This window comes from Pontiella agarivorans, assembly GCF_034531395.1.
Classification (GTDB): Bacteria; Verrucomicrobiota; Kiritimatiellia; order Kiritimatiellales; family Pontiellaceae; genus Pontiella; species Pontiella agarivorans.
Genome location: NZ_JARVCO010000004.1, coordinates 119,537 through 140,593, shown reverse-complemented (window position 1 = coordinate 140,593; position 21,057 = coordinate 119,537). Strand labels below are relative to the sequence as shown.

Below are 21,057 nucleotides of genomic sequence, written 5' to 3'. Positions count from 1 at the left end.
GAAGAACTTAAGGATTCCGCACTTAAAATTATCGATTGGTTAGAAGACAACGGGGCTACTCATGACATAAGCGAACCGACTGTATGCTATCCTGAAGACGAATTTGAAGGCTCTCTTAAACATGCAAAAAGATTCTTCTAGTGAACAGAATATGACTGATTATGTTTTCGAACCAGATCCTGGACCCTACTTGGACAACGCCCGTTGATTAGGTAAAGTTTGTTTCCCAAGCGGGTCAGGATTAACGTTCTGCTAAATAAAGGAGTATAAATGAAATCGGTAATGCTATTTTTTTTCATCCTATGCTGCATCACATCCTTCGGGGATGATGAGTATAGAAGTTTTACTGACCTACAAGGTCGCACTATTAAAGCCAAGTTAGTGTCTTTTGACTCCAAGAACGGGAAGGTTACCATTGAACGTGATAACCGTAAAAGAGCAACAGTCTCGCCAGGTATTTTCAGTGTTGAGGATCAGGAATATATTGGCAGTTGGATTAAAATATTTCTCTTAAAGGATGGGAGGTCCCTGAAAATAGACATTGATAGTTCAGAAAAGGAGTCAAATCGCTCTAATCCCAAAGATATCGAACGGAAGATGAAGAACTACACCTATAAGGCCCGACTTTACACCGAAAAGAAACTCGTTACCCACACCTTGACCCTTGAGAACAAGGGCGCAACTGACTTCGGCAACATCGGCGTTGACTATTGTACATTTATAAAAAGAAAAGGATATGACGGTTTAGAAGATGTGTTCTATTGCGAAACAGGCACAAGAGTGGGGAGCCTCAAACCAAACTCAGAGGCACTGTTTACAACAGAAGAATTACCCATCTTTCACCGATGTCGAATAATATCAGTTCCAGGAGAAGAAGGCTATTCTCAGGATGATGCAGTAGAGAGTATTGAAGGCATAATATTCCGGATCTACCTTGCTGATAATCCAACGTGTTATTTTGAATTCAGCAAACCTCAGTATTTCGGCAAAAAAAACTCCTGGATGCAGTACAATCCTCGAGAAGGGCTTGAAAAACAGGGTTTTCCAAGAGAATAAAAAGCAACAATTCAATTGAGGCTAGTTGGACATCGCCTGTTGATGAGTTCAGGAAAAGAGTCGGTCCTCGGATTGCAGTATTTCCGCCGCTTTATTCAATCCCGTATTCTAGTAAAGCAGTCATTCCTTAGATACTATCCAAGCGGCCAGAACAAATCCTGTGGGACCGGCCTCATAACGGGTAAGTGTAGTCCTATTATTTCGTTATCAGACCCAAAGCTGGCGATCGAGGGTGCGGTACTGAATGGCCTCCGGAGTGGTGCGTCCGCTCTGCCGCCCGCCACGTCGGGGACGTGGCCTACATTTTTCAGAGGTTGAAAAGTTCTAATGACTGGAAGTCGAAGGTCTCGCAAGCTCAACCGTTCCAGCCCTGCGAGCCTTAACTTAGTGGACTTTTCCCTTCCAAGGATGTCCATCCGCGTAAAAGGTGACACGGCCTTTCCTGTTGCTCATTGCTTTGTGTTCACAAAGCCGGTTCGTTCAATTTAATAACGTCAGGGTGTTTATGCCTGATTCCGATTAACCCCGGAGTCGTGTTTTTTGAATCAGTTCACCCAGCTGCGGACGTAGTCGACTTCCATGTGGGTGGGGAAGCCGTCGCGGGTGGCGTTTTCGGGGACGGGGACGCGACCGTCTTCGCCGGCCCAGTCGATGAGCGGCGGGCGGAGTTCCATGGTGAAGGTCAGGGTCATGGGCAGGTGCCAGTTGTGGTTGGGCGATTCCGCGACTTTGATGCCGTCGATATACCAGGTGATTTTTTCCGGGGTGTTTTCGCAGGCATAGACGTGAAAGTCGTCGCGTGGATCCCAGGGGGCATCCCAGACATTGCGGCAGACTTCCGGCCAATGCTGGGGGCGCCGCCAGGTTTCTTTGCCGTCGATGATCTCGCGGGTGTGGAGGTTGCAGTCCATGTGGGAGGGGCCGGTTTTTTCGCGTTTCACGGGGTCGAATCCGCCCTGCAGCATTTCGATGATGTCGATTTCGGAGTAGGTGATGTGCGGGTAGTCGGGATTTTTTTCGCGGCCGTTGCTGTAGAGCCAGAAGGCCGGGCAGAGGCCGGGGAAGCGGGAGCAGCCTTTGATGCTGGCCTCGAAATAGCCGTAGGTTGTTTTTTCATAGGACTGGGCAATGCCGCAGGTGTAGAAATATTCGTTTCCGCGGCGGTCGCGGTGCGGATCCCATTTGGCTTGAATGAAAAGCCGGCCTTGGGTCTGCCAGACGTTTTCGGAGCGCCAGGCGCGTTCGCCCCAGGGACGCAGGTTGCGGTTCCATTTTTTTTCGTCGAGCGTCCGGGCATTAAATTCATCGGAAAAGGTTTCGTTCAGTTTCCAGACGCCGGAGGCCGGATCGGGGTCGACGAGAAGCGGTTTTCCTTTGCTGGCGGCATTTGCGGTATCCACGACACGTTTCAACTCTTCCGCAGTGAGGGCATCCATAAATGCATCGGCCCATTGGTCGAGCAGGGTATTGGAGGATTCGGCCAGTTTGGCGCGCTCGAACCGGACGGGTTTTCTGAAGCCGTGCTGAAGGTAGACCCAGTGGTTTCCGACGTAGAGAATTTTTGCGTCAATACGTCGGCCTTTTGCATCTTCCAGGGAGTGGAAATGGGCTTTGCCTTTCAGCTCCTGACCCAATGTCCACGTGCACAGCAGCACCGTTAAAAAGGTATACATCCGTTTCATGAAACTCCTGTCTTCCAAATCAGCGTTGCACTATAGCCGGGGTGTGCGCAATGACAACCTGCCCATAAGCGCGATATCTATGCTGTCCGATAGGACAGCAGTAGAAACGTTGGTTACGCGCTATTTTCGGCATGAGTCAATTCTGGAGAGAGCAGCATGAAGCATATCATTGCAGGGTGGGTGGTCGCGCTTGTATTTCAGGCGACAGCCGGAGAAAACGGATTTGCGCTTTATACGTTTGAGTCCGGGGATGTTCCGGCCGCGGCCGCGGCCACCAACGCAGCGCTGTCGGTGGAGTCGGGTGCGCTTAAGGTGGTGTTCCGGCCGGACGTTCAGCGTTCCGGTGTGAGGTTTTCTCCGGCGGAGCCCTGGGATTGCAAATGGCTGGGGAATTATCATCTTTCCGCGCGCATTTCCAATCCCGGAGACGATTCGGTTTATATCCATTGTGTGGTGGAGTCGGCCGGTGGCGGCTCGGTGCGGCGGGCGGTGAATATTCCGGCCGGGGGATCGGGGCGTTATTATTTTGAGCTCGCGGGGCCCGGTCTCGGCATCGATTACGGTTTGCGTGACGATCCGCCTTCGTTTACGGGCTGCGGAACGCGGATGATCATCAAAGGCGGAAAGTACGCGGCGGATTTCAGCCGGGTTAAATCGATCCGTTTTTATACGGAACGACAGATTGATCCGCACACACTGATCTTTGATGATATCCGGATATCGGAAAGTCCGCCGGGCGATCCGAATTATATGACCGGGCTGGTGGACCGCTTCGGGCAGGCGGCAAAAATCGATTATCCCGGAAAGATCCATTCCGAAGAGGAGCTGCGGCAGGTGGCGCTTGATGAGTTGCGTGCATTGGCCGTTTCGCGGCCCATGTCCGACCGCAGTACATTCGGCGGCTGGAAAGAGGGGCCCTGGCTGGAAGCAACCGGATATTTCCGTGCGGAGAAAGTCGGCGGAAAATGGGCGCTTGTCGATCCGGAAGGCTATCTCTTTTTCTCGAGCGGAATTGCCAATATCCGCATGGCGAATACCTCGACGATTACCGGCATTGATTTCCGGGATGATGCGGTGCGCTACGTCGATCCCGAGGATGTGACTCCCGAGGATTCGCTGGGTATTGTTCCGCCTTCTGATGCAATCCGCAAAACCCGCTATGTCTCTTCCGAACTGCGGCATAAGATGTTTAACTGGCTGCCGGACTATTCGGATCCGCTGGCCAAATATTACGGTTATCGTCGTTCTGCCCATAAAGGGCCGGTGAAACATGGTGAAGTTTTCAGTTTTTATCTCGCCAATCTGGAGCGGCGCTATGGTGAGCCGCGGCCGGGTTTTGCGGTGTCGAAGTGGCGTGATGTGACTATTGACCGCATGATCGACTGGGGATTCACCTCTGCCGGAAACTGGGTGGATCCCGAGTTTTATCAGAACAACCGTTTACCGTATTTTGCCAATGGCTGGATTATCGGTGATTTCAAGACGGTCAGTTCGGGGTATGATTATTGGCGTCCGCTGCCCGATCCGTTTGATCCGGAGTTTGAACGCCGCGCGAAACTTACTCTTGAGGTGGTGGCGGATGAGGTGCTCGGGAGTCCCTGGTGTGTCGGCGTTTTTGTGGATAATGAAATGAGCTGGGGGTCCATGGAGTCCAACCGGAAACGCTATGGCGTGGTGCTGCATGCACTGAGCCGCGCGGCATCGGACTGCCCGGCAAAAGCCGAATTTATGAAGCTGCTGAAAGCGGAATATCCGACCCTTGGGAAACTGAATGCGGCGTGGAATACGGAACTGACCGGCTGGAACGAGCTGGAGCAGGGTGTGGATCTCTATGATGCGGAATTCAGTGAAGGTATGCTGGCGGATTTTTCGATGCTTTCGGAGGCTTTTGCGACGCAGTATTTCAGCATCGTGCATGATGCGCTGGCCGGGGTGCTGCCGAATCATATGTATATGGGGTGCCGGCTGACGATGTGGGGCATGACCACTGAGGTCTGGAAGGCGGCGCGGAAATACTGTGATGTGATGAGCTATAATTTCTACGGCATGGGCATCGGCCCGAAAACCTGGGCGTTTCTTGAGGAGGTCGACCGGCCGACGGTGATCGGAGAGTTTCATATGGGAGCAACGGATTCCGGGTTTTTCCATCCGGGGCTGATCCATGCGACTGATCAGAAGGACCGGGCCCGGATGTGGAAGGAATATATGGAGTCCGTGCGGGACAATCCCTATTTTGTCGGTGCGCATTGGTTCCAGTATATCGACTCGCCGATCACCGGTCGCGCACACGACGGCGAGAACTATAATATCGGTTTTGTCCGTGTAACCGATGTGCCATATCCGCACTTGGTCAAGGCCGCGAAGGAATTTCACTGCACACTTTATGAAACGCGTTATGGCGATGTGAAGGAGGCGAAATGAAAACGGTTCTGATTACCGGCGCAAACCGGGGCATTGGCCTTGGGTTGGTGAAATGTTATCTCGAATCCGGATACCGTGTGATTGCCGCGTGCCGGAACCCGGAACGTTTTCCGGATGGAGGGGCAGCGTCCTCGTTATCCGAAAGCATGGAGAACAAAGGGCCTTCTGTCGTGCGCTTAAAGATGGACGTCAGTGATCCGGAGTCTATTGAGCTGGCGGTTCTTCAGTTGAATACGTTTGGACTGAAGCTGGATCGGGTCATCAACAATGCCGGTGTATGCCCATTGGAAAAAAGGGGCGATTGGTCGGCGGAAGCATTTGCACAGACTTTCCGGGTGAATGCCACCGGTCCGGCGCTGGTGGCGCAGGGCGTAATTCCTTTAATGAATTCCGGATCAAAGCTGGTGAATATGACTTCGGGGATGGGTTCGCTTGAACTGAATCTGAATCCGCGCGAGGGCCTCGATGCCTATGCCATGAGTAAAGCGGCACTGAATATCCTGACGCGCCGCCTCGCCGTACAGCTGGCGGAAGAGGGTATCGCTGTTTATGCGATCAGCCCCGGCTGGGTGCAGACGGATATGGGCGGGGCCGAAGCGCCGGTGGGGGTTGATGAGGCTGCGCCGGAAATTATGAAAAGCATTGAAAAATTATCCATGGAGCAGAGCGGTCTGTTCCTGAGTGAAAATGGAGAGACGATACCATGGTGAAATATATTACAGCGGTTGTGCTGAGTCTGTTGACCTTTTCGGCCGCAGCGGATGAACGTCCGAACATTCTGATTATTCTGGCCGATGATCTCGGCTATGGCGATGTCGGTTTTACCGGCTCGACCGAAATTAAAACCCCGGTGCTCGATACGCTGGCGGAAAACGGCGTGGTCTGTGAAAACGGCTATGTGACGCATTCCTATTGCGGGCCGTCGCGCGCCGGTCTGTTGACCGGCCGGCATCAGGCCCGTTTCGGCATGGAAATCAATGCTACGTATTCACCGTATGATATGCATATGGGATTACCTCCGTCAGAAAAGACGTTCGGAAAACGACTGCAGGCGGCGGGCTATAAAACCGGGATTATCGGAAAGTGGCATGTCGGGGCCGCTCCGAATCATCATCCGAATAACCGCGGGTTTGATTATTTTTACGGTTTTCTGTCCGGCGGGCATTCCTACTGGCCGGAAGAAGTGACCACCGCCATGCCGCTGGTGCTGGAGAATGGAAAGCTCAATTACGGGGCCAACGAAGGGACCTCCCTGCCATTGCTGCGGAATGACAATATAGGTGAATACAATGAATATCTGACCACGGCGCTGAGCCGGGATGCCGCACGGTTTGTTAAAGAGGCTGAAAAACCGTTCTGCCTCTATCTTGCCTATAATGCGCCGCACAGTCCGCTGGAGGCACCAAAGGAAACGATTGAAAAATATAATCATATCAAAGACCGGAACCGACGGATCTATGCCGCGATGGTTGATGAGATGGACCAGGGCATCGGTAGGGTCGTTGATGCGCTGAAGGAATCGGGAAAATTTGAAAACACACTGATTTTTTTCCTGTCGGACAACGGCGGGGTTGGGTCGCCGCCATGGAATCCTTCGGAAAACTGGGCGGATAACGGGCCGTTTCTGCAGGGAAAAGCCAGCTGGCTGGAGGGCGGTATTCACGTGCCGTATTTCGTACATTGGCCGAAGGGTCTGACCAAAAGCGGAACCTTCGACGGGCTGGTTTCATCGCTCGATATCACGGCCACGGCGGTGGCACTGGCCGGCGGGGATACATCAGGAAAACCGCTGGACGGGGTGAATCTGATTCCCTATCTCAACGGGGAAAAGAAGGGTTCACCGCATGCCGCGCTTTATTGGCGCGAGCGCAACAGTACGGCCTGGGCGGTGCGGACGCCGAAGGCCAAGTTTGTGAAGAATAACTGGAAAAATGAAATCTGCGTGTTCGATATGGTGAATGATCCGTATGAATCAACCAACATGATCGATAAAGCACCGGAAACGCGGGCCGAGCTGGCAAAACTCTGGAATGAATGGAATGCGGATAATCAGGCCAATGTCCCGCTGCATGCCTACGATTATCAGCAGTACCGGCTGCAGATGTATGAGGATCTTTACAATGAACTTAAGGCCAAAGCGGCGAAGAAAAAGCCCCTTGTTATTCAGTAACAGGAAAATGAGATGAAACGGATTATTCTATTTCTGGTCCTATCCTGTCTGGCGGCTGCAGCCCGTAAACCGAATATTGTTCTGCTTTTTTCGGATGACGCGGGATATGCCGACTTCGGTTTCAACGGGAGCCGTCATTTTAAGACGCCCTGTTTGGACGAACTGGTTACACAGGGTGTGAAGCTCAATCAGTTTTATGTGTCGGCTGCCGTTTGCGGCCCGTCGCGTGCGGGCCTGCTGACGGGCATGTATCAGCAGAAGCTGGGATTCGAGGAGAACAATGTTCCGGGCTATATGAGCCCCAACGGAACCACGGGTGATGATATGGGTCTTCAGCCCGGTGTTCCAACCGTAGGAAACTATCTGCAGGAACGGGGCTATAAAACCGCCGTTTTCGGGAAGTGGCATCAGGGCAATGCGGACCGGTTTCATCCGTTGAAACGCGGGTTTGATGAATTTGTCGGTTTTCGCGGCGGAGCCCGAAGTTTTTATGCGTATAAAGAAGGTGATGATTTCCGTCCGGAAGATCGGCTGGAGTGGGGATTGGGTACATTTAAGGAGCCGGAATATTATCTGACCGATGTGCTGGCAGATGAGGCGATTAAATTCATGGAGCGAAACCGGGAGCATCCTTTCTTTGTCTATGTTTCTTTCAACGCTGTACACACTCCGATTCAGCCGGATCCGAAGGATGCGGAGCTGTTTTCGGCACTGGAGGGGAAACGCCGTAAACTGGCGCAGCTGACGTGGTCGATGGACCGCGCGATCGGCCGTATTCTGGATGCCCTGGATGCGATGGGACTTCGGGAAAACACGTTGATTGTTTTTGCCAATGATAATGGCGGACCGACGGATGCCAGCACCTCAAGCAACTGGCCGCTGAGCGGATGTAAAGCGACGCATCTGGAAGGAGGGATTCGTGTGCCCGGAATTGTCGTCTGGAAAGGAAAACTGGCGGCGGGGGTGGAATACGACAAGCCGCTGAGTACCCTTGATCTTCTTCCAACGTTTATCAATGCGGCGGGGGGCGATGCTTGCGGAATTGAAGGACTCGACGGGGTGGATATGATGCCTTATCTCACCGGCGAAAATCAGGGGCGGCCGCATCAGACGCTTTACTGGAAAAAGGAAAACCGCGGAACGATTCGCGATGGAGACTGGAAGCTGCTGCGTTTTCCGGACCGTCCGGCCGAGTTGTATAACATTGAAGCGGATCCGTCGGAACGGAACAATCTGGCGGCGGAATATCCGAAGAAAGTGGCGGAGCTGTATAAAAAGCTGTTTGCCTGGGAGTGCACGCTGGAGCGGCCGAAATTTATGCTGAAACGGCTCTATGAGGAAAAGGCGATGGAACGACTGGATCAGTTCCGGAAGCAGTATCCGTAACCTGTCCATTTGACCCATTCTGGACCGGCTGTTTATGGGATAAATTGATCCTCTGTTTCTTTGTTTTTTTCAAAGCATCTTGACGGTGGACGCGGTCCGTAAAATGAAGGAAACTGATGAATGGTCGACCGGAGCGGTTTTCGGCGATGTACAGGTGAGGGTGGGTTATGAACAAACAGGTTAAAGCATTCATTTTTGCCATCGTTGTGGCGCTGGGGGGCTTTGTTTTCGGTCTTGATGCCGCCGTGATTTCAGGCACGGTGGGTTTTGTTACGGAGCAGTTCGGTCTGAGTGAACTGCAGGTGGGCATTCTGGTCAGTTCACCGGCGTTCGGGGTGTTGTTTGCGCTTCTGGCGGCGGGGCCGCTGTGTAATAAAATCGGGCGGAAGAAAACCCTGATCATTATTGCGGGTATGTACTGGATCTCGGCCGTGACTTCCGCGCTGGCGCCCAATTATATCGGACTGGTCTGCGCCCGTATTCTCGGCGGGCTGGCGTTTACCTCGATTACCGTTTCGGCCATGTATATCGGAGAAATTGCGCCGCCTAAATGGCGGGGTAAACTGGTGTCCGTGAACCAGATGAATATCGTGCTGGGTTTGACGGCCGCCTATTTTGTCAACTATCTGCTGGTGAAAGCCACGGATACCGAGGCGGCGTGGGCGGTGAAGCTGAATATGGAACAGCACATCTGGCGATACATGCTCGGATCGGAAATTGTTCCGGCTCTGGTGTGGCTGGTGGCCCTGTTCTTTGTTCCGGAAAGTCCGCGCTGGCTGGTCTATCGCGGCCGCATTGAAGAGGCTAAATTGATCATGCACCGGATCACATCGGATGATGAAATCGGTGAACAGATTGCTGCGATGGAAGAGAGTCTGCATCGCGGTGATGAAGAACTTTCCGCGATGTCGCAGATCAAAGAACTCTGCCATAAACGCATGCGGATTGCGGTGATCGTGGCCATCATCATTTCCATTGCACAGCAGCTTTCGGGGATCAACGCCATTCTGTTTTATGCACCGACCGTTTTCGAACAGCTGGGCGGGGGAACCAATACGGCCTTTCAGCAGACGGTCTGGGTGGGGCTGGTTTCGGTGGTCTTCACGCTGGCAGCCATTCTGCTGGTTGATAAGCTGGGGCGTCGGCCGATGATTCTGTTCGGTTTGCTCTGGGTGATGGTCAGTCATCTGATCTGTGCCTATGGCTTTAAAACGGCAACCTATACGCTTTCGCCTGAAGCGGTGCAGGAACTGCCGGCGGAAGTGGATTCCGCTGCGCTGGTTCCAATGGTTGGAAAAACGTTCGACAGCGATATTGCATTCAAAGATGCTTTGATCGAGGTGCTGGGTGCGGAGCCGGCACGGACCCACGCTGCGGCGATTATTGCGGAATCGGCGAGTATGAATGCCGGACTGATTCTCGGCGGCATCCTCAGCTTTATCGCGGCTTTTCATTTTTCGATCGGACCGCTGATGTGGGTACTGTTTTCCGAGTTGTTCCCGACCTCTTTGCGCGGGGTGGCGATTCCGTTTTTTGCGCTGGTGAGCAGTACGATCAGTGCGGCAGTGCAGTTTATGTTTCCGTGGCAGCTGGCGAATATGGGCGGAACGTCGATCTTTCTTTTTTACGCCATTGTCGGCGCGGCGGGCTGTGCGGCGATCTGGCCGTTTCTGCCGGAGACCAAGAATCTGAGTATTGAAGAGATCCAGCTGCAGCTGGAAAAGAAAACCTTATAAACACAGGACGCATTATTATGGAAAAGAAGATGAGTGCCGCAACGAAGCGGGCGATGGAGCGAAATTATTACCAGAGTCCGGAATGGTATTGTGAAATTGTCAGCAAACCGATCACCGGAGATCTGGCGGAAGAGAAGGACGGTATGGTTCGTCGGGATCCGAGTGCCGTAATTGAGGTCGATGGCCTGTATCATGTCTGGTACAGCCGTTCCACCGGTAAAAGCTACGGCTTCGGCTCCGGGGACTATGAAAAGAAAACCTTCCCTTGGGATCAGTGCGATATCTGGCATGCCACCAGTAAAGACGGCTGGCATTGGGAAGAGGAAGGGGTGGCGGTTGTTCGCGGTGAGCGGGGTTCGTATGACGACCGCAGTGTCTTTACGCCTGAAATTCTTGCGCACGATGGAAAATACTATTTGGTTTATCAGGTGGTAACCTCGCCGTATGTTCGCCGCTCCTATGAAAATATTTCCATTGCTGTGGCGGACTCGCCGTACGGGCCCTGGGAAAAACTGCCGGGTCCGGTGGTGGAAGCGGAGCAGGATGGCGAATGGGAAGGCGAGGCCGACAACCGTTTTCTGGTGAAGAGCAAGGGCAGTTTCGATAGTCACAAGGTGCACGATCCGACGCTCATGTTTTTCAACAACAAGTTCTACCTGTATTACAAAGGGGAGCCCATGGGCGAAGAGATGTATATGGGCGGACGTGAAACTAAATGGGGCGTGGCTATTGCCGATAAGGTGGAAGGACCTTACGTGAAAAGCGAATATAATCCGATCTCCAACTCCGGCCATGAAATCTGCGTCTGGCACTACAACGGCGGCATTGCCGGTATGCTGACCACGGATGGGCCGGAACGTAATACGATTCAGTGGGCGGAAGACGGAATTAATTTTGAAATCAAGTCATATATAAAAGGTGCGCCGGAAGCGAATGGTCTGTTCCGTACGCCGGACCATGATAAGCATCCGCTGGAAGGGTTACGCTGGGGACTCTGCCACGAGGTGACCGATCAGGCCGGATGGATGCGACGGTTTGAAGTGGACGAAGGGTTGAAGAGCTATTTCCTCAGTCGGGAAACCTACGAATAGAGTCCGTAAAATTCAGGACTGTGATAACGCACACCATCGAACTCCGATGGTGTGCGTTTTCTTTGTTTTCGGATTTATGCCCGTTTGGTGAAAAGAATGCGGCTCGGTTCAGGGCCGTTTTTCCAGCCGTGGGGCGTATGGGCTTCGAAGGTGATAAAATCGCCGGCCTTGTAGTTCATACTTTCTGTTTTTTTCAGGTCTGCCGTGCCGGTATACAGTGTGCCGGATCCGCTGATGACATAGGCGAGCCATTCATCTTCTGCCGCGTGGATTTCAAATTCCTCTGCGTCAGCGGCGACGTTGAACATGAAGGTAAAAACGCCGGAATCTTCAAGGGCCCGTCCAGACCAGCCGGCGGGAAAATCGCCGGCATCAAACTCAGGCAATTTGCTTTTCGACAGCACACTTGCGCCGTTTTTATTTGTCATTCGAATATGATCGGCCATGGGTGTTCCTCCTCGTCAGCAGCCCAGATAGATGGTGCGTTTCTGAAGCATTTCCTCCACACCGTGGATGCCGTCTTCACCGCCGAGCCCGCTGCGTTTGTGGCCGGAATGGAAGCCCTGAATATAACCGACAATACCGTGGTTGATGAAGATGGTGCCCACCTGAAGGTGTCCGATGGCGTGTATGAAGCGGCGGTAGTTTTCGGTGAACAGATAGGCGGAGAGTCCGTCTTCGCTTGCATTGGCGATCTCAAGAGCCTCTTCATAGCTGGAGATTTTGACGATCGGCATAACCGGTCCGAAAATTTCCTCGTTCACCATAATGGAATCTTTTTTCACGTTCAGCAGTACGGTCGGTTCATACCAGTTGCCGCCTTCAAATTCCGCGCCTTCCGGTTTCTTTCCGCCGCAGGCGACTTTCACCCCTTCGGCAACGGCTTTGTTTACGAGCTCCTCGATGCGGGCAAGACCCTGGCGGCTGGTACTCGGGCCCATCCCTTCATTTTTCATGGGATCGCCCAGCTTGATTTCCGCCACGCGTTTGAGCACCTTTTCGGTAAATTCGTCGGCTACGGCTTCATGAACCAGAACGGTTTCGTTGCAGATGCAGACCTGTCCGCAGTTGGCAAAGCGGGCGACCACGGCGGCTTCGGCCGCTTTGTCAAGATCGGCATCCTCGCAGACGATGAACGGCGCATTTCCGCCCAGTTCCAGGACGAGTTTGGTGACGTTCGGTGCTGCGGTGGCACAGATGGCCTGTCCGGCCCGGGTACTGCCGGTCATGGTGACCAGTCTGGTGATCGGATTTGAAACCAGCGCTTCGCCTATGGCGGCACCGGTACCGATCACCATATTCACAACGCCTTTCGGTACGCCGGCCTCCTCCACCAGCCGGCAGAATTCAGAGGCCGTGACGGGCGTGACTTCATGCGGTTTCAGCACAATCGTATTTCCGGCCACCAGCGCGGGGCCCAGTTTGCGCCCGATCAAGGCCAGCGGATAGTTAAAGGCGCAGAGGCCGACGGTGACGCCGTACGGCACTTTATGAATCCAGAGCTGTTCTTCGGGCTGATCGGAGGGGAAGATATGCCCGGTAATGCGGCGCGCGGCTTCGGCATTGTAGGTCATGTATCGAATGGTGTCGTCCACTTCGCCCTGTGCTTCGGCCAGCGGTTTTCCCTGTTCCTTCACCAGCAGTTCGGCAAAATAATCGCGTTCAGCTTTCAGGCGGTCGGCAATGGCGTAGATATAGTTGGCGCGCTGAATCGCCGGGAGATCCTGCCAGGCTTCCTGGGCGGTTTTGGAGGTTTCCAGAGCCTGCTGAACCTGTTCCATCGTGCAGACCGGAACCTCGGCCCAGACGTTTCCTGTCGCCGGATTTTCCACCGGGATGCGTTCGGCGGCATCTTTGCCGATCCATTCGCCGTTAATGTAGCAGGGATAAAATTTCACTTCGCTCATGGTTCATCCTCCTTGTTCAGCACCCGCGATACACCGGGGCTCTTTTTTCAACAAAAGCGCGGAATCCTTCCGCGGCATCTTCCGTATCATATAAATCATCCACCAGCTGCGTCTCCAGTGCCAGTCCTTCAGCCAGCGGCAATTCAGCTCCTTTTTGAATGCCGCGCTTCAGCGCCGCCATGGCCAGCGGGGCTCCGGGGACCAGACCGCCGGCGTAGGTTTCAACAGCCGTCTCAAACGATCCTGCTTTGAACAGTCTGCTGAAGAGTCCCAGTTCGTTGGCTTCGTCGGGATCGATGCTTCTTCCGGATACGCAGAGCTCGAGCGCGCGGGCAGGGCCGATCAGCCGGGCCAGCCGCTGCGAACCCCCGTTGCCGGGAGTCAGGCCCAGTTTCACTTCCGGAAGGCCGAGGGTGTAATTTCCTTTGGCGGCCAGACGGATATCGCAGGCCAATGCAATTTCAAGCCCGCCGCCAAGGCAGTGCCCGCTGATGGCGGCAATGAAAATCTTTCCGCTTGCTTCAATTGCGGCAAGGTTGGCGCGGGCCTGCTCAACCATTTTTTTATTGGTTTCCGTATCGCTGTCGGCAAAAACTTTGATATCCGCGCCTGCACAGAAAAATTTATCGAGCGCGCTTTGAATGACGATCACCCGTGCGCCGGCATCCGTATCCGCAGTCTTAATGGCGTCGGAAAAGGCCTCGTGAAAGGGCAGATCGTAGGCATTCGCTTTTGGCCGGTTAAAGGTAATTCGGCCGATGCCTTCTTTACATGCGTACTCCACTCCATTCATCGGATAACTCCCAAGTTTCGGTTGATCTCTTCAGCGCACAGAAGTGCGGCTTTTAAATAGGTCTGTCGCAGCCGGTCCGCCTGGGGGCCGATGCTGAGGTATGAAATGGCCAGTACGGCCGAGGTGCCGGATCCATCGATGCCAATGGGAACGGCAATATCGGTTGTTCCTTCAGTCAATTGGCTCTCCTGAGCCAGAAACCCATTTTTCCGGGCTTCGGAAATATCGTCGCAAATCCGTTTTCCGGCAGCTTTGCTCAACCGGGCATACTCGGGATCATCTTCCAGAGTCTGGAAGGCAATTTCTTCCGGCAGGCGAGACAGCAGCACTTTGCCGGAGGCGGTCTGGCTGATGGGGAATACAGAGCCTTCGCCGATCGAGAGGCAGACTTTACGGGCCGGCATGCGTTCCATCATTACAATCAGGGAAGTGCCGTGCTGAAAGGTGAGGTGGCAGGCCTGTCCGATCTCCTCGGCCAGACCTTCCATGGCAATGTGCGCGGCCTTCCGAAGTGTGGTGGCGGTGTGCTGGCGGTGCCCGAGGTCAAACAGGCGCAGCGTCATGCGGTAACCGTTTCCGGATTCGCCTTTGGCGATGTAACCACGTTCTTCGAGGCAGGCAAGCATGCGGTAGAGTTCGCTGGGGTTGCGTCCCAGAGCCTGGGCAATTTCCAGCTGCGTTCGCGGTTTGGGCTGGGCGGAAAGGTATTCCAGAATATCCAGCCCTTTCTCGAGGGCCGGTGCCTGGTAACTGGTTTTTTTCTTTGTAGTTTTCATCATCTGAATACGAAACAGGCGTTTATATATAAAATGCAGAGACTTTTCTGATGGACCAATTTAGGCCGTAAGAAGCACGGCATTCCAATGTTTTTGTATCGGTCTTTTGTACAGGTTGGTTGCGGTTGATGTGAAGAGAGGATGTTCTATATAAATTTTAAATTCACATATAAAACAAGATGGAGCATCTGCATGGCCGATAAAATACAGTTGAAAGGAATGACCTGGGATCATTCGCGAGGGTACGTTTCTGTGGTTGCCACCGCCCAGCGTTTTCATGAGCTTCATCCCGAGGTGGATATTCAGTGGGACAAACGCTCGCTGCAGGAATTTGCCGATAAGCCGATTTCCGAAATTGCAGAGGCGTACGATTTTCTGGTCATTGATCATCCGTGGGCCGGCTTTGCGGCGGCGAGCGGAATTCTCCAGCCTCTGGAAAAATTAATTCCGGCGGAATATCTTGAAGATCAGGCGGCGAACTCGGTGGGGCAGTCGCACATGAGTTATCATTTTAACGGCAGTCAGTGGGCATTGGCCATTGATGCCGCGTGCCCGGTGTCGGCCGCACGTCCTGATCTGCTCGAAAAAGCCGGGGAGCGGATTCCGGGCACCTTTGATGAACTGATTGCTTTGGGAAAAAAGGGGCTGGTGTGCTGTCCGAGTATTCCGCTGGATGTCTACGGCAATTTCCTGAATCTGCTGAAAGCGGCCGGAGCGTCTATTTTCCCTAATGAGGAAGAGGTGGCGGAAAAAGAATCGGGGGTGCTTGCTCTTGAACAGCTGAAACAACTGGCTGATGTGGTGCCGCCGGAATTTTTTGAACTGAATCCGATCCGTACTATGGAGGTGATGTCGTCCACCGACCGGTTTGCCTATGCGCCATATACCTATGGCTATACCAACTATTCTCGGCCGGGTTATGCGAAGCACCTTGTGACTTTTCATGATGTGATCGGAATGGAAGCGGGGCGACCGGGCTCCACCATGCTGGGCGGAACCGGGCTGGCGATTTCTGCAAAATGCAAACACACGGAAATCGCTGCTGCATATGCCTGTTTTACGGCTTCACCGGAAGTTCAGCGCGGTCTCTTTTTTGAATCGGGCGGACAGCCCGGTCATCGCGAGGCCTGGGAGGCCCCGGAAACCAATGCCGTCTGCTCTGACTTTTTCCGCAACACACTGCCGACGCTCGACCGCGCCTTTGTGCGGCCGCGTTATGCCGGGTATCTTGATTTTCAGGATGCGGCGGGTCAGCCGATTCATGACTTCCTGAAAAACGGAGGACGTGCTGAAGCCGTGCTTGAACAACTGAATAAAATGTATCGCGAATCAAAGGCCTCATAATGAAAACACTTCCGCTTAAAGGAATCACTGTTCTGGAGTTCAGCCAGTATCTGGCCGGACCCTACGCCGGCCTCCGGCTGGCCGATCTCGGCGCAACCGTCATTAAAATTGAACGTCCGGATTCCGGGGATGCGTGTCGTCAGCTGGCCACCAAGAATCTGTATGCGGACGGTGACAGTCTGGTTTTTCACACGATTAACCGGAATAAAAAATCCTATGCGGCCAACCTGAAAGATCCGCAGGATCTGGGGAACGTGAAAAAGCTGATCGCTTCGGCCGATGTAATGACGCACAACTTTCGTCCGGGCGTAATGGAAAAAATCGGCCTCGATTTTGATACGGTGAAGGGGCTGAATCCGCGCATTATTTATGGCGAAGTAACCGGCTACGGAAGGGAAGGACCCTGGGTGGCCAAGCCGGGGCAGGATCTGCTGGCTCAATCGGTTTCCGGCCTGACCTGGCTGACCGGAACGGCCGATGCGCCGCCGACGCCGTTCGGCATGGCGATCGGTGACATGATCTGCGGCACGCATTTGGCGCAGGGGATTCTTGCGGCGCTGGTTCGGCGTAATAAAAGCGGACAGGGGGCACGTATCGAGGTGAGTCTGCTGGAATCGCTGCTGGATCTGCAGTTTGAGTTTTTAACCACCTACCTCAACGACGGGGAGCAGTTGCCGAAGCGTTCGAAAACCCATCCGGCGCATGCCTATCTCGGCGCGCCCTACGGCATTTTCCAGACCCTGGATGGATATATTGCCATTGCCATGGGGTCGTTGAAAAAACTGGGCGGACTGATCGGGCTGGAGCTGGAAGAGGCCGATGCTCAAACGAGGTATGCGGAGCGGGATGAAATCAATCAACAGTTAGCTGCACAGTTTGTTAAAAAATCAACGCAAGATTGGCTGGCGGTTTTGGAGCCGGCGGATTTCTGGTGTTCCGATGTACTGGATTATGAGCGGATGATGCAGCATCCGGCCTTCCGGAGTCTGGAAATGAAACAGACCGTTTCGCGCCCGAACGGCGTGAAAATCGATACCTTGCGCTGTCCGGTACGGATTGACGGCGAACGCATTTTTTCAGATGTCGCGGCTCCCGTTCTTGGAAATGCCAATGCGGAGCTTGATGCAGGTTTGCTGTCCTCTGCGACTGCAGGCAGCGAGGATGTTGCTGCTGTGGAAGAGCGGCCTCTCGAAGGTAAGGTTGTCCTGGATTTCAGCCAGTTTCTTTCCGGTCCGTCTGCGTCACTCCGGCTGGGGGATTTCGGAGCACGGGTAATTAAAGTGGAACAGCCCGGCGGCGATATCTGCCGGAAACATTATGTAACCGACGTGCAGCTCAATGGTGAATCGACTCTGTTTCATGCGATCAACCGGAATAAGGAGAGTATCTGTCTGGATCTGAAATCCGATGAAGGAAAGGCGGTTGCTCAGCAACTGATCAAAAATTCGGATGTGATGATTCATAACTTCCGTCCGGGCGTAATGGAAGAGCTCGGTTTCGGTTATGAGACCGTAGCATCGCTGAATCCGGAGATTATTTACGGCACAATTTCCGGTTACGGTACGGAAGGTCCGTGGCGTGAAAAACCGGGGCAGGATCTGCTGGTGCAGGCTGTGAGCGGGCTGACGTGGCTTTCGGGCAATGCGGATGACGGTCCGGTTCCGATGGGGCTGGCTGTGACGGATATTCTGGCTGGAGCGCAATTGGCCCAGGGTATTTTATCCAAGCTGGTGGCCGGAGTTGGCGGTCGGGTTGCTGTCAGCCTGTATGAGGCGGCGCTTGATTTTCAGTTTGAACCGCTGACCGTCTATTTCCAGGATGGGGGGCAGGCTCCGGAGCGTACGAAAACGCACAATGCGCATGCTTATCTCGGTGCGCCGTATGGCATTTATCAGACTGCGGGCGGCTACCTTGCGCTGTCGATGGGGAATTTGATGCGAATGGGCGAACTGATCGGCTGTGATGCCTTGCTGAACTATCCGGAGCCGGCGAGCTGGTTTACGGAACGGGATAAACTGAAAGCCATTTTGGCGGAGCATCTGATGACTCAATCAACGGATGAATGGCTGGCGGTTTTGGAGCCGGCGGATATCTGGTGCGCGAAGGTGCTTGATTGGAATATGCTGCGTGCATCGGAGGCGTTCCAATGTCTGGAAATGGAGCAGACGGTTGAACTGTCGGATGGGTCGACGTATCGAACCACGCGCTGTCCGGTCAAGCTGGACGGTAAACGCATTTTCACCTCCAAAGGTTCTCCAAAGCTTGGAGAACATACGGAAGCAATCATTGAAGAGTTTACTAAATAGGAGCGGGATATGAGCGAAAAGAGAATGGAAATTGATTTAAGCGGGATTCACTGGAAAATGCAGAAAATCCGTCCGGGGCAGGGGGTGAAAGAAGGGTTTCACACGATGCCGTCGGAATATCAGGGCACGTTTTTCAACTGGAATGCGGCGGTGGTTCCCGGGGATATTTATTCTGATCTGCAGCGTGCGGGAGAACTGGACGATCCCTATTTCGGCCGAAATTTTGCGCGGGCCAAATGGGTGCAGGAGCTGGAATACTGGTATTTCACGAAGTTTGATGCGCCGAAGGAGTGGGCCGGCAAAAAAGTCACCGTTCGTTTTGAGGGTGTGGATTACAGCTGTGAGGCGTGGCTGAATAATCAGTATCTCGGTTCACACGAAGGGATGTTTTCGGCATTTGAATTTGATGTTACCGATTCGGTACGTTTTGACGAGTGGCGCGAGGGCTGCAACATTCTGATGATTCGCCTGGATCCGCCGCCGCGCAACCATGGGCGTGTGGCCGGCCGGAAGTTCTGTTTCGGTGGCGACTACATGCCCGACGTAATTCCCTTCGGTATTCACCGTCCGGTAAAGGTGGTGGCAACCGATATGATCAAAGTCGGTTATACCCGCATCGAATCCAGTATCGATGGACGCCGGGCGGATGTGTCTTTTGAGGTTGAACTGGAGAATCTCTCCGATGCGGCCGTTACTGCGGATCTGGAAATTACGGTTAAGGGCGAAAATTTTGAGAGTCCGCTGACGGCTTCTGAAACGGTTTCTGTCTCGGTTGAGCCGGGTAAACAGACGGCGTCCGTCAAAGTGCCTGTGGCGGACGCGAAGCTGTGGTGGCCGTGGGATATGGGCGATCAGCATCTCTATGAAGCGGAGATTAAAGTTTCCAGAGATGGGAATGTCAGCGATGTGTCGAAAGAGGTTTTCGGGATTCGCGAAATCACGATGGAAATGAATCCGGGCTTTTCAGAAGATCAGGTGGAGTATCCGTGGACCTTTGTGATTAATGGTAAACCGACGTTTCTGCGGTCGGCCTGCTGGGGCGGCCCGCCGTCGATGCTTTACGGTCGGAACACGAATGCCAAATATGAATCGCGTCTGAATCAGGTGAAGGAAGCGAATATCAACAACCTGCGCATTTTCGGATGGCATCCGCCGGAAGTACCGTATTTCTACGAGCTGTGCGATCGCCTCGGCATTACGGTGTGGACCAACTTCAGCTTCGCGACGCAGGGCTATATTGCCACGGAAGAGGTGCTGGGCGGGGCGCTGAGCGAAGCGGCGGAAATTGTGAAGCAGCGCCGGAACCATCCTTCAACGATTATGTGGATGGGGGGCGAGGAAGTCTATTTTTCAGGTGCGCATCTGGAGAGCGACAACAAGCTGTTTATGGATGAAATCGGCAAAGTCGTGAATCAGCATACTCATGTTCCGTATGCCCCGGCCTCGCCGCTGAGTGCGGAGAACGGTCAGTTGCTGGGCTACAAACCGAACGAGTCGGCGCATGCAAACGAGCATTATTACGGTGCGGGTGCGAAGCCGATGGAGGAGTATTATCCGGCGCAGGATTATTGCGTGATTCCCGAACTGACGGCGGCGTCGGCTCCGAGTGTTGACGCGCTGAAAAAGTTTATTCCGGAAGATGAACTCTGGCCGATGGGTTTGAGCTGGGGTTATCACTGGGCGGATATTGATATTCTGAAAACGCTGAATGTTGAAGTGTTCGGCGATGAAAAGACGGGATCACTGGAGGAGTTTGTTGAAGCGACCCAGCTGGCTCAGGGAATCATTTTCCAGTATGCACTGGAATATTACCGCCGTCAGAAACCGCGGTTGAGCTGTGTGGCCCTCTGTCATTTTATGACGCATATGCCGGACATCAAATGGGGCATCATCGATTACTACGGCGACAAGAAGCTGTCGTTCGATTATGTAAAACGGGCGTATCAGCCGGTGCTGGCCAGTGTGCACTATGAAAAGAAGCGCTGGGATGCGGGGGAAACCTTTGAGGCCGAGCTTTGGGTGGTCAATGATCTGCACGAAGAACTTTCCGGTGCGAAGCTGAACTGGGAAATTGTTGCCGGCGGTAAAACGGTTGCCGAGGGTGCCGTGGATGCGGATATTGAATCGAACAGTGCAGCAGCCATTGCTCCGATCCGCTGGACGGTTGAAGGAGAGCGCTTTGAGTTCTTCAACGTAAATGTAGCGCTGATGAATGCCGCCGGCGAAATGCTGAGTGAAAATACCCATCCGCTGCTGATTGACAGCCAGGAAGAAGGAAAGATGAAACTGAAGGCCATGCATCAGGCCAACGGTAAGCGGATCGAGGAGTACGGCCCGACCTATTATCGCTATTTCCCGGAAGCGTTGGAACTCGATTAATCCGGTGTTC

The 21,057-nt window shown here is 53.6% G+C and carries 15 protein-coding genes and 1 pseudogene; 11 read left to right on the top strand and 5 right to left on the bottom strand.

What is annotated here, in order from left to right:
* Window positions 1–270: 270 nt before the first annotated feature.
* Window positions 271–1,056, top strand: coding sequence for a hypothetical protein (locus P9H32_RS04195; protein ID WP_322607620.1), 786 nt, complete (start codon window positions 271–273; stop codon window positions 1,054–1,056).
* A gap of 545 nt (window positions 1,057–1,601) precedes the next feature.
* Here the strand turns inward: P9H32_RS04195 and P9H32_RS04190 are convergent.
* A complete protein-coding gene (locus tag P9H32_RS04190) occupies window positions 1,602–2,738 on the bottom strand; it encodes a kappa-carrageenase (RefSeq protein WP_322607619.1) in 1,137 nt (378 codons plus the stop codon).
* Window positions 2,739–2,894: 156 nt separating this feature from the next.
* On the opposite strand from P9H32_RS04190, the gene P9H32_RS04185 reads away from it, so the two are divergent.
* The 6 genes from P9H32_RS04185 (at window position 2,895) to P9H32_RS04160 (ending at window position 11,542) form a co-directional block, all read left to right on the top strand.
* Window positions 2,895–5,159: a hypothetical protein gene (locus tag P9H32_RS04185; RefSeq protein ID WP_322607618.1), complete on the top strand. Its 2,265-nt coding sequence runs from the start codon at window positions 2,895–2,897 to the stop codon at window positions 5,157–5,159.
* Window positions 5,156–5,869 (top strand): SDR family oxidoreductase, encoded by a 714-nt coding sequence (locus tag P9H32_RS04180; RefSeq protein WP_322607617.1) that lies wholly within the window; start codon window positions 5,156–5,158, stop codon window positions 5,867–5,869. Before P9H32_RS04185 ends, P9H32_RS04180 begins: the two co-directional genes overlap by 4 nt.
* On the top strand, window positions 5,863–7,329 hold the full coding sequence (locus P9H32_RS04175; RefSeq protein ID WP_322607616.1) for a sulfatase family protein: 1,467 nt from the start codon (window positions 5,863–5,865) through the stop codon (window positions 7,327–7,329). Before P9H32_RS04180 ends, P9H32_RS04175 begins: the two co-directional genes overlap by 7 nt.
* A 12-nt stretch (window positions 7,330–7,341) precedes the next feature.
* On the top strand, window positions 7,342–8,715 hold the full coding sequence (locus tag P9H32_RS04170) for a sulfatase-like hydrolase/transferase (RefSeq protein ID WP_322607615.1): 1,374 nt from the start codon (window positions 7,342–7,344) through the stop codon (window positions 8,713–8,715).
* A gap of 167 nt (window positions 8,716–8,882) precedes the next feature.
* Window positions 8,883–10,451 carry an MFS transporter gene (locus P9H32_RS04165; protein ID WP_322607614.1) on the top strand — a complete coding sequence of 523 codons (1,569 nt, stop codon included), beginning with the start codon at window positions 8,883–8,885 and terminating at the stop codon, window positions 10,449–10,451.
* 17 nt (window positions 10,452–10,468) lie between these two features.
* Window positions 10,469–11,542: a glycoside hydrolase family 117 protein gene (locus tag P9H32_RS04160; RefSeq protein ID WP_322607613.1), complete on the top strand. Its 1,074-nt coding sequence runs from the start codon at window positions 10,469–10,471 to the stop codon at window positions 11,540–11,542.
* 74 nt (window positions 11,543–11,616) lie between these two features.
* Here the strand turns inward: P9H32_RS04160 and P9H32_RS04155 are convergent, their stop codons facing one another.
* Genes P9H32_RS04155 through P9H32_RS04140 form a run of 4 tightly spaced genes read right to left on the bottom strand, consistent with a single transcriptional unit; the run spans window position 11,617 to window position 15,021 of the window.
* Window positions 11,617–11,988, bottom strand: coding sequence for a cupin domain-containing protein (locus tag P9H32_RS04155; protein ID WP_322607612.1), 372 nt, complete (start codon window positions 11,986–11,988; stop codon window positions 11,617–11,619).
* A gap of 15 nt (window positions 11,989–12,003) precedes the next feature.
* Window positions 12,004–13,449 carry an aldehyde dehydrogenase family protein gene (locus tag P9H32_RS04150; RefSeq protein ID WP_322607611.1) on the bottom strand — a complete coding sequence of 482 codons (1,446 nt, stop codon included), beginning with the start codon at window positions 13,447–13,449 and terminating at the stop codon, window positions 12,004–12,006.
* Window positions 13,450–13,465: 16 nt separating this feature from the next.
* Entirely contained in the window at window positions 13,466–14,242 is a 777-nt protein-coding gene (locus P9H32_RS04145; protein WP_322607610.1) for an enoyl-CoA hydratase/isomerase family protein, read from the bottom strand.
* Window positions 14,239–15,021 (bottom strand): IclR family transcriptional regulator, encoded by a 783-nt coding sequence (locus tag P9H32_RS04140; protein WP_322607609.1) that lies wholly within the window; start codon window positions 15,019–15,021, stop codon window positions 14,239–14,241. The genes P9H32_RS04145 and P9H32_RS04140 overlap by 4 nt, the downstream gene beginning before the upstream one ends.
* 189 nt (window positions 15,022–15,210) lie before the next feature.
* On the opposite strand from P9H32_RS04140, the gene P9H32_RS04135 reads away from it, so the two are divergent.
* The 4 genes and pseudogenes from P9H32_RS04135 to P9H32_RS04125 all read left to right on the top strand — a co-directional run bounded on the left by P9H32_RS04135 (window position 15,211) and on the right by P9H32_RS04125 (window position 21,047).
* Window positions 15,211–16,362, top strand: a complete 1,152-nt coding sequence (locus P9H32_RS04135; protein WP_322607608.1) for an ABC transporter substrate-binding protein — start codon at window positions 15,211–15,213, stop codon at window positions 16,360–16,362.
* Window positions 16,362–17,486 (top strand): annotated as a pseudogene (locus tag P9H32_RS18150) (CaiB/BaiF CoA transferase family protein); the annotation flags it as partial. The gene P9H32_RS04135 and the pseudogene P9H32_RS18150, both read left to right, overlap by 1 nt.
* 48 nt (window positions 17,487–17,534) lie before the next feature.
* Window positions 17,535–18,668, top strand: coding sequence for a CaiB/BaiF CoA transferase family protein (locus P9H32_RS18145; RefSeq protein ID WP_431311692.1), 1,134 nt, complete (start codon window positions 17,535–17,537; stop codon window positions 18,666–18,668).
* 9 nt (window positions 18,669–18,677) lie between these two features.
* Window positions 18,678–21,047: a glycoside hydrolase family 2 protein gene (locus tag P9H32_RS04125; RefSeq protein ID WP_322607606.1), complete on the top strand. Its 2,370-nt coding sequence runs from the start codon at window positions 18,678–18,680 to the stop codon at window positions 21,045–21,047.
* Window positions 21,048–21,057 lie beyond the last annotated feature (10 nt).

Coding starts and splice junctions, on each gene's coding strand:
- P9H32_RS04195 (WP_322607620.1), top strand. CDS start 271: ATGAAATCGGTAATGCTATTTTTTTTCATCCTATGCTGCATCACATCC.
- P9H32_RS04190 (WP_322607619.1), bottom strand. CDS start 2,738: ATGAAACGGATGTATACCTTTTTAACGGTGCTGCTGTGCACGTGGACA.
- P9H32_RS04185 (WP_322607618.1), top strand. CDS start 2,895: ATGAAGCATATCATTGCAGGGTGGGTGGTCGCGCTTGTATTTCAGGCG.
- P9H32_RS04180 (WP_322607617.1), top strand. CDS start 5,156: ATGAAAACGGTTCTGATTACCGGCGCAAACCGGGGCATTGGCCTTGGG.
- P9H32_RS04175 (WP_322607616.1), top strand. CDS start 5,863: ATGGTGAAATATATTACAGCGGTTGTGCTGAGTCTGTTGACCTTTTCG.
- P9H32_RS04170 (WP_322607615.1), top strand. CDS start 7,342: ATGAAACGGATTATTCTATTTCTGGTCCTATCCTGTCTGGCGGCTGCA.
- P9H32_RS04165 (WP_322607614.1), top strand. CDS start 8,883: ATGAACAAACAGGTTAAAGCATTCATTTTTGCCATCGTTGTGGCGCTG.
- P9H32_RS04160 (WP_322607613.1), top strand. CDS start 10,469: ATGGAAAAGAAGATGAGTGCCGCAACGAAGCGGGCGATGGAGCGAAAT.
- P9H32_RS04155 (WP_322607612.1), bottom strand. CDS start 11,988: ATGGCCGATCATATTCGAATGACAAATAAAAACGGCGCAAGTGTGCTG.
- P9H32_RS04150 (WP_322607611.1), bottom strand. CDS start 13,449: ATGAGCGAAGTGAAATTTTATCCCTGCTACATTAACGGCGAATGGATC.
- P9H32_RS04145 (WP_322607610.1), bottom strand. CDS start 14,242: ATGAATGGAGTGGAGTACGCATGTAAAGAAGGCATCGGCCGAATTACC.
- P9H32_RS04140 (WP_322607609.1), bottom strand. CDS start 15,021: ATGATGAAAACTACAAAGAAAAAAACCAGTTACCAGGCACCGGCCCTC.
- P9H32_RS04135 (WP_322607608.1), top strand. CDS start 15,211: ATGGCCGATAAAATACAGTTGAAAGGAATGACCTGGGATCATTCGCGA.
- P9H32_RS04125 (WP_322607606.1), top strand. CDS start 18,678: ATGAGCGAAAAGAGAATGGAAATTGATTTAAGCGGGATTCACTGGAAA.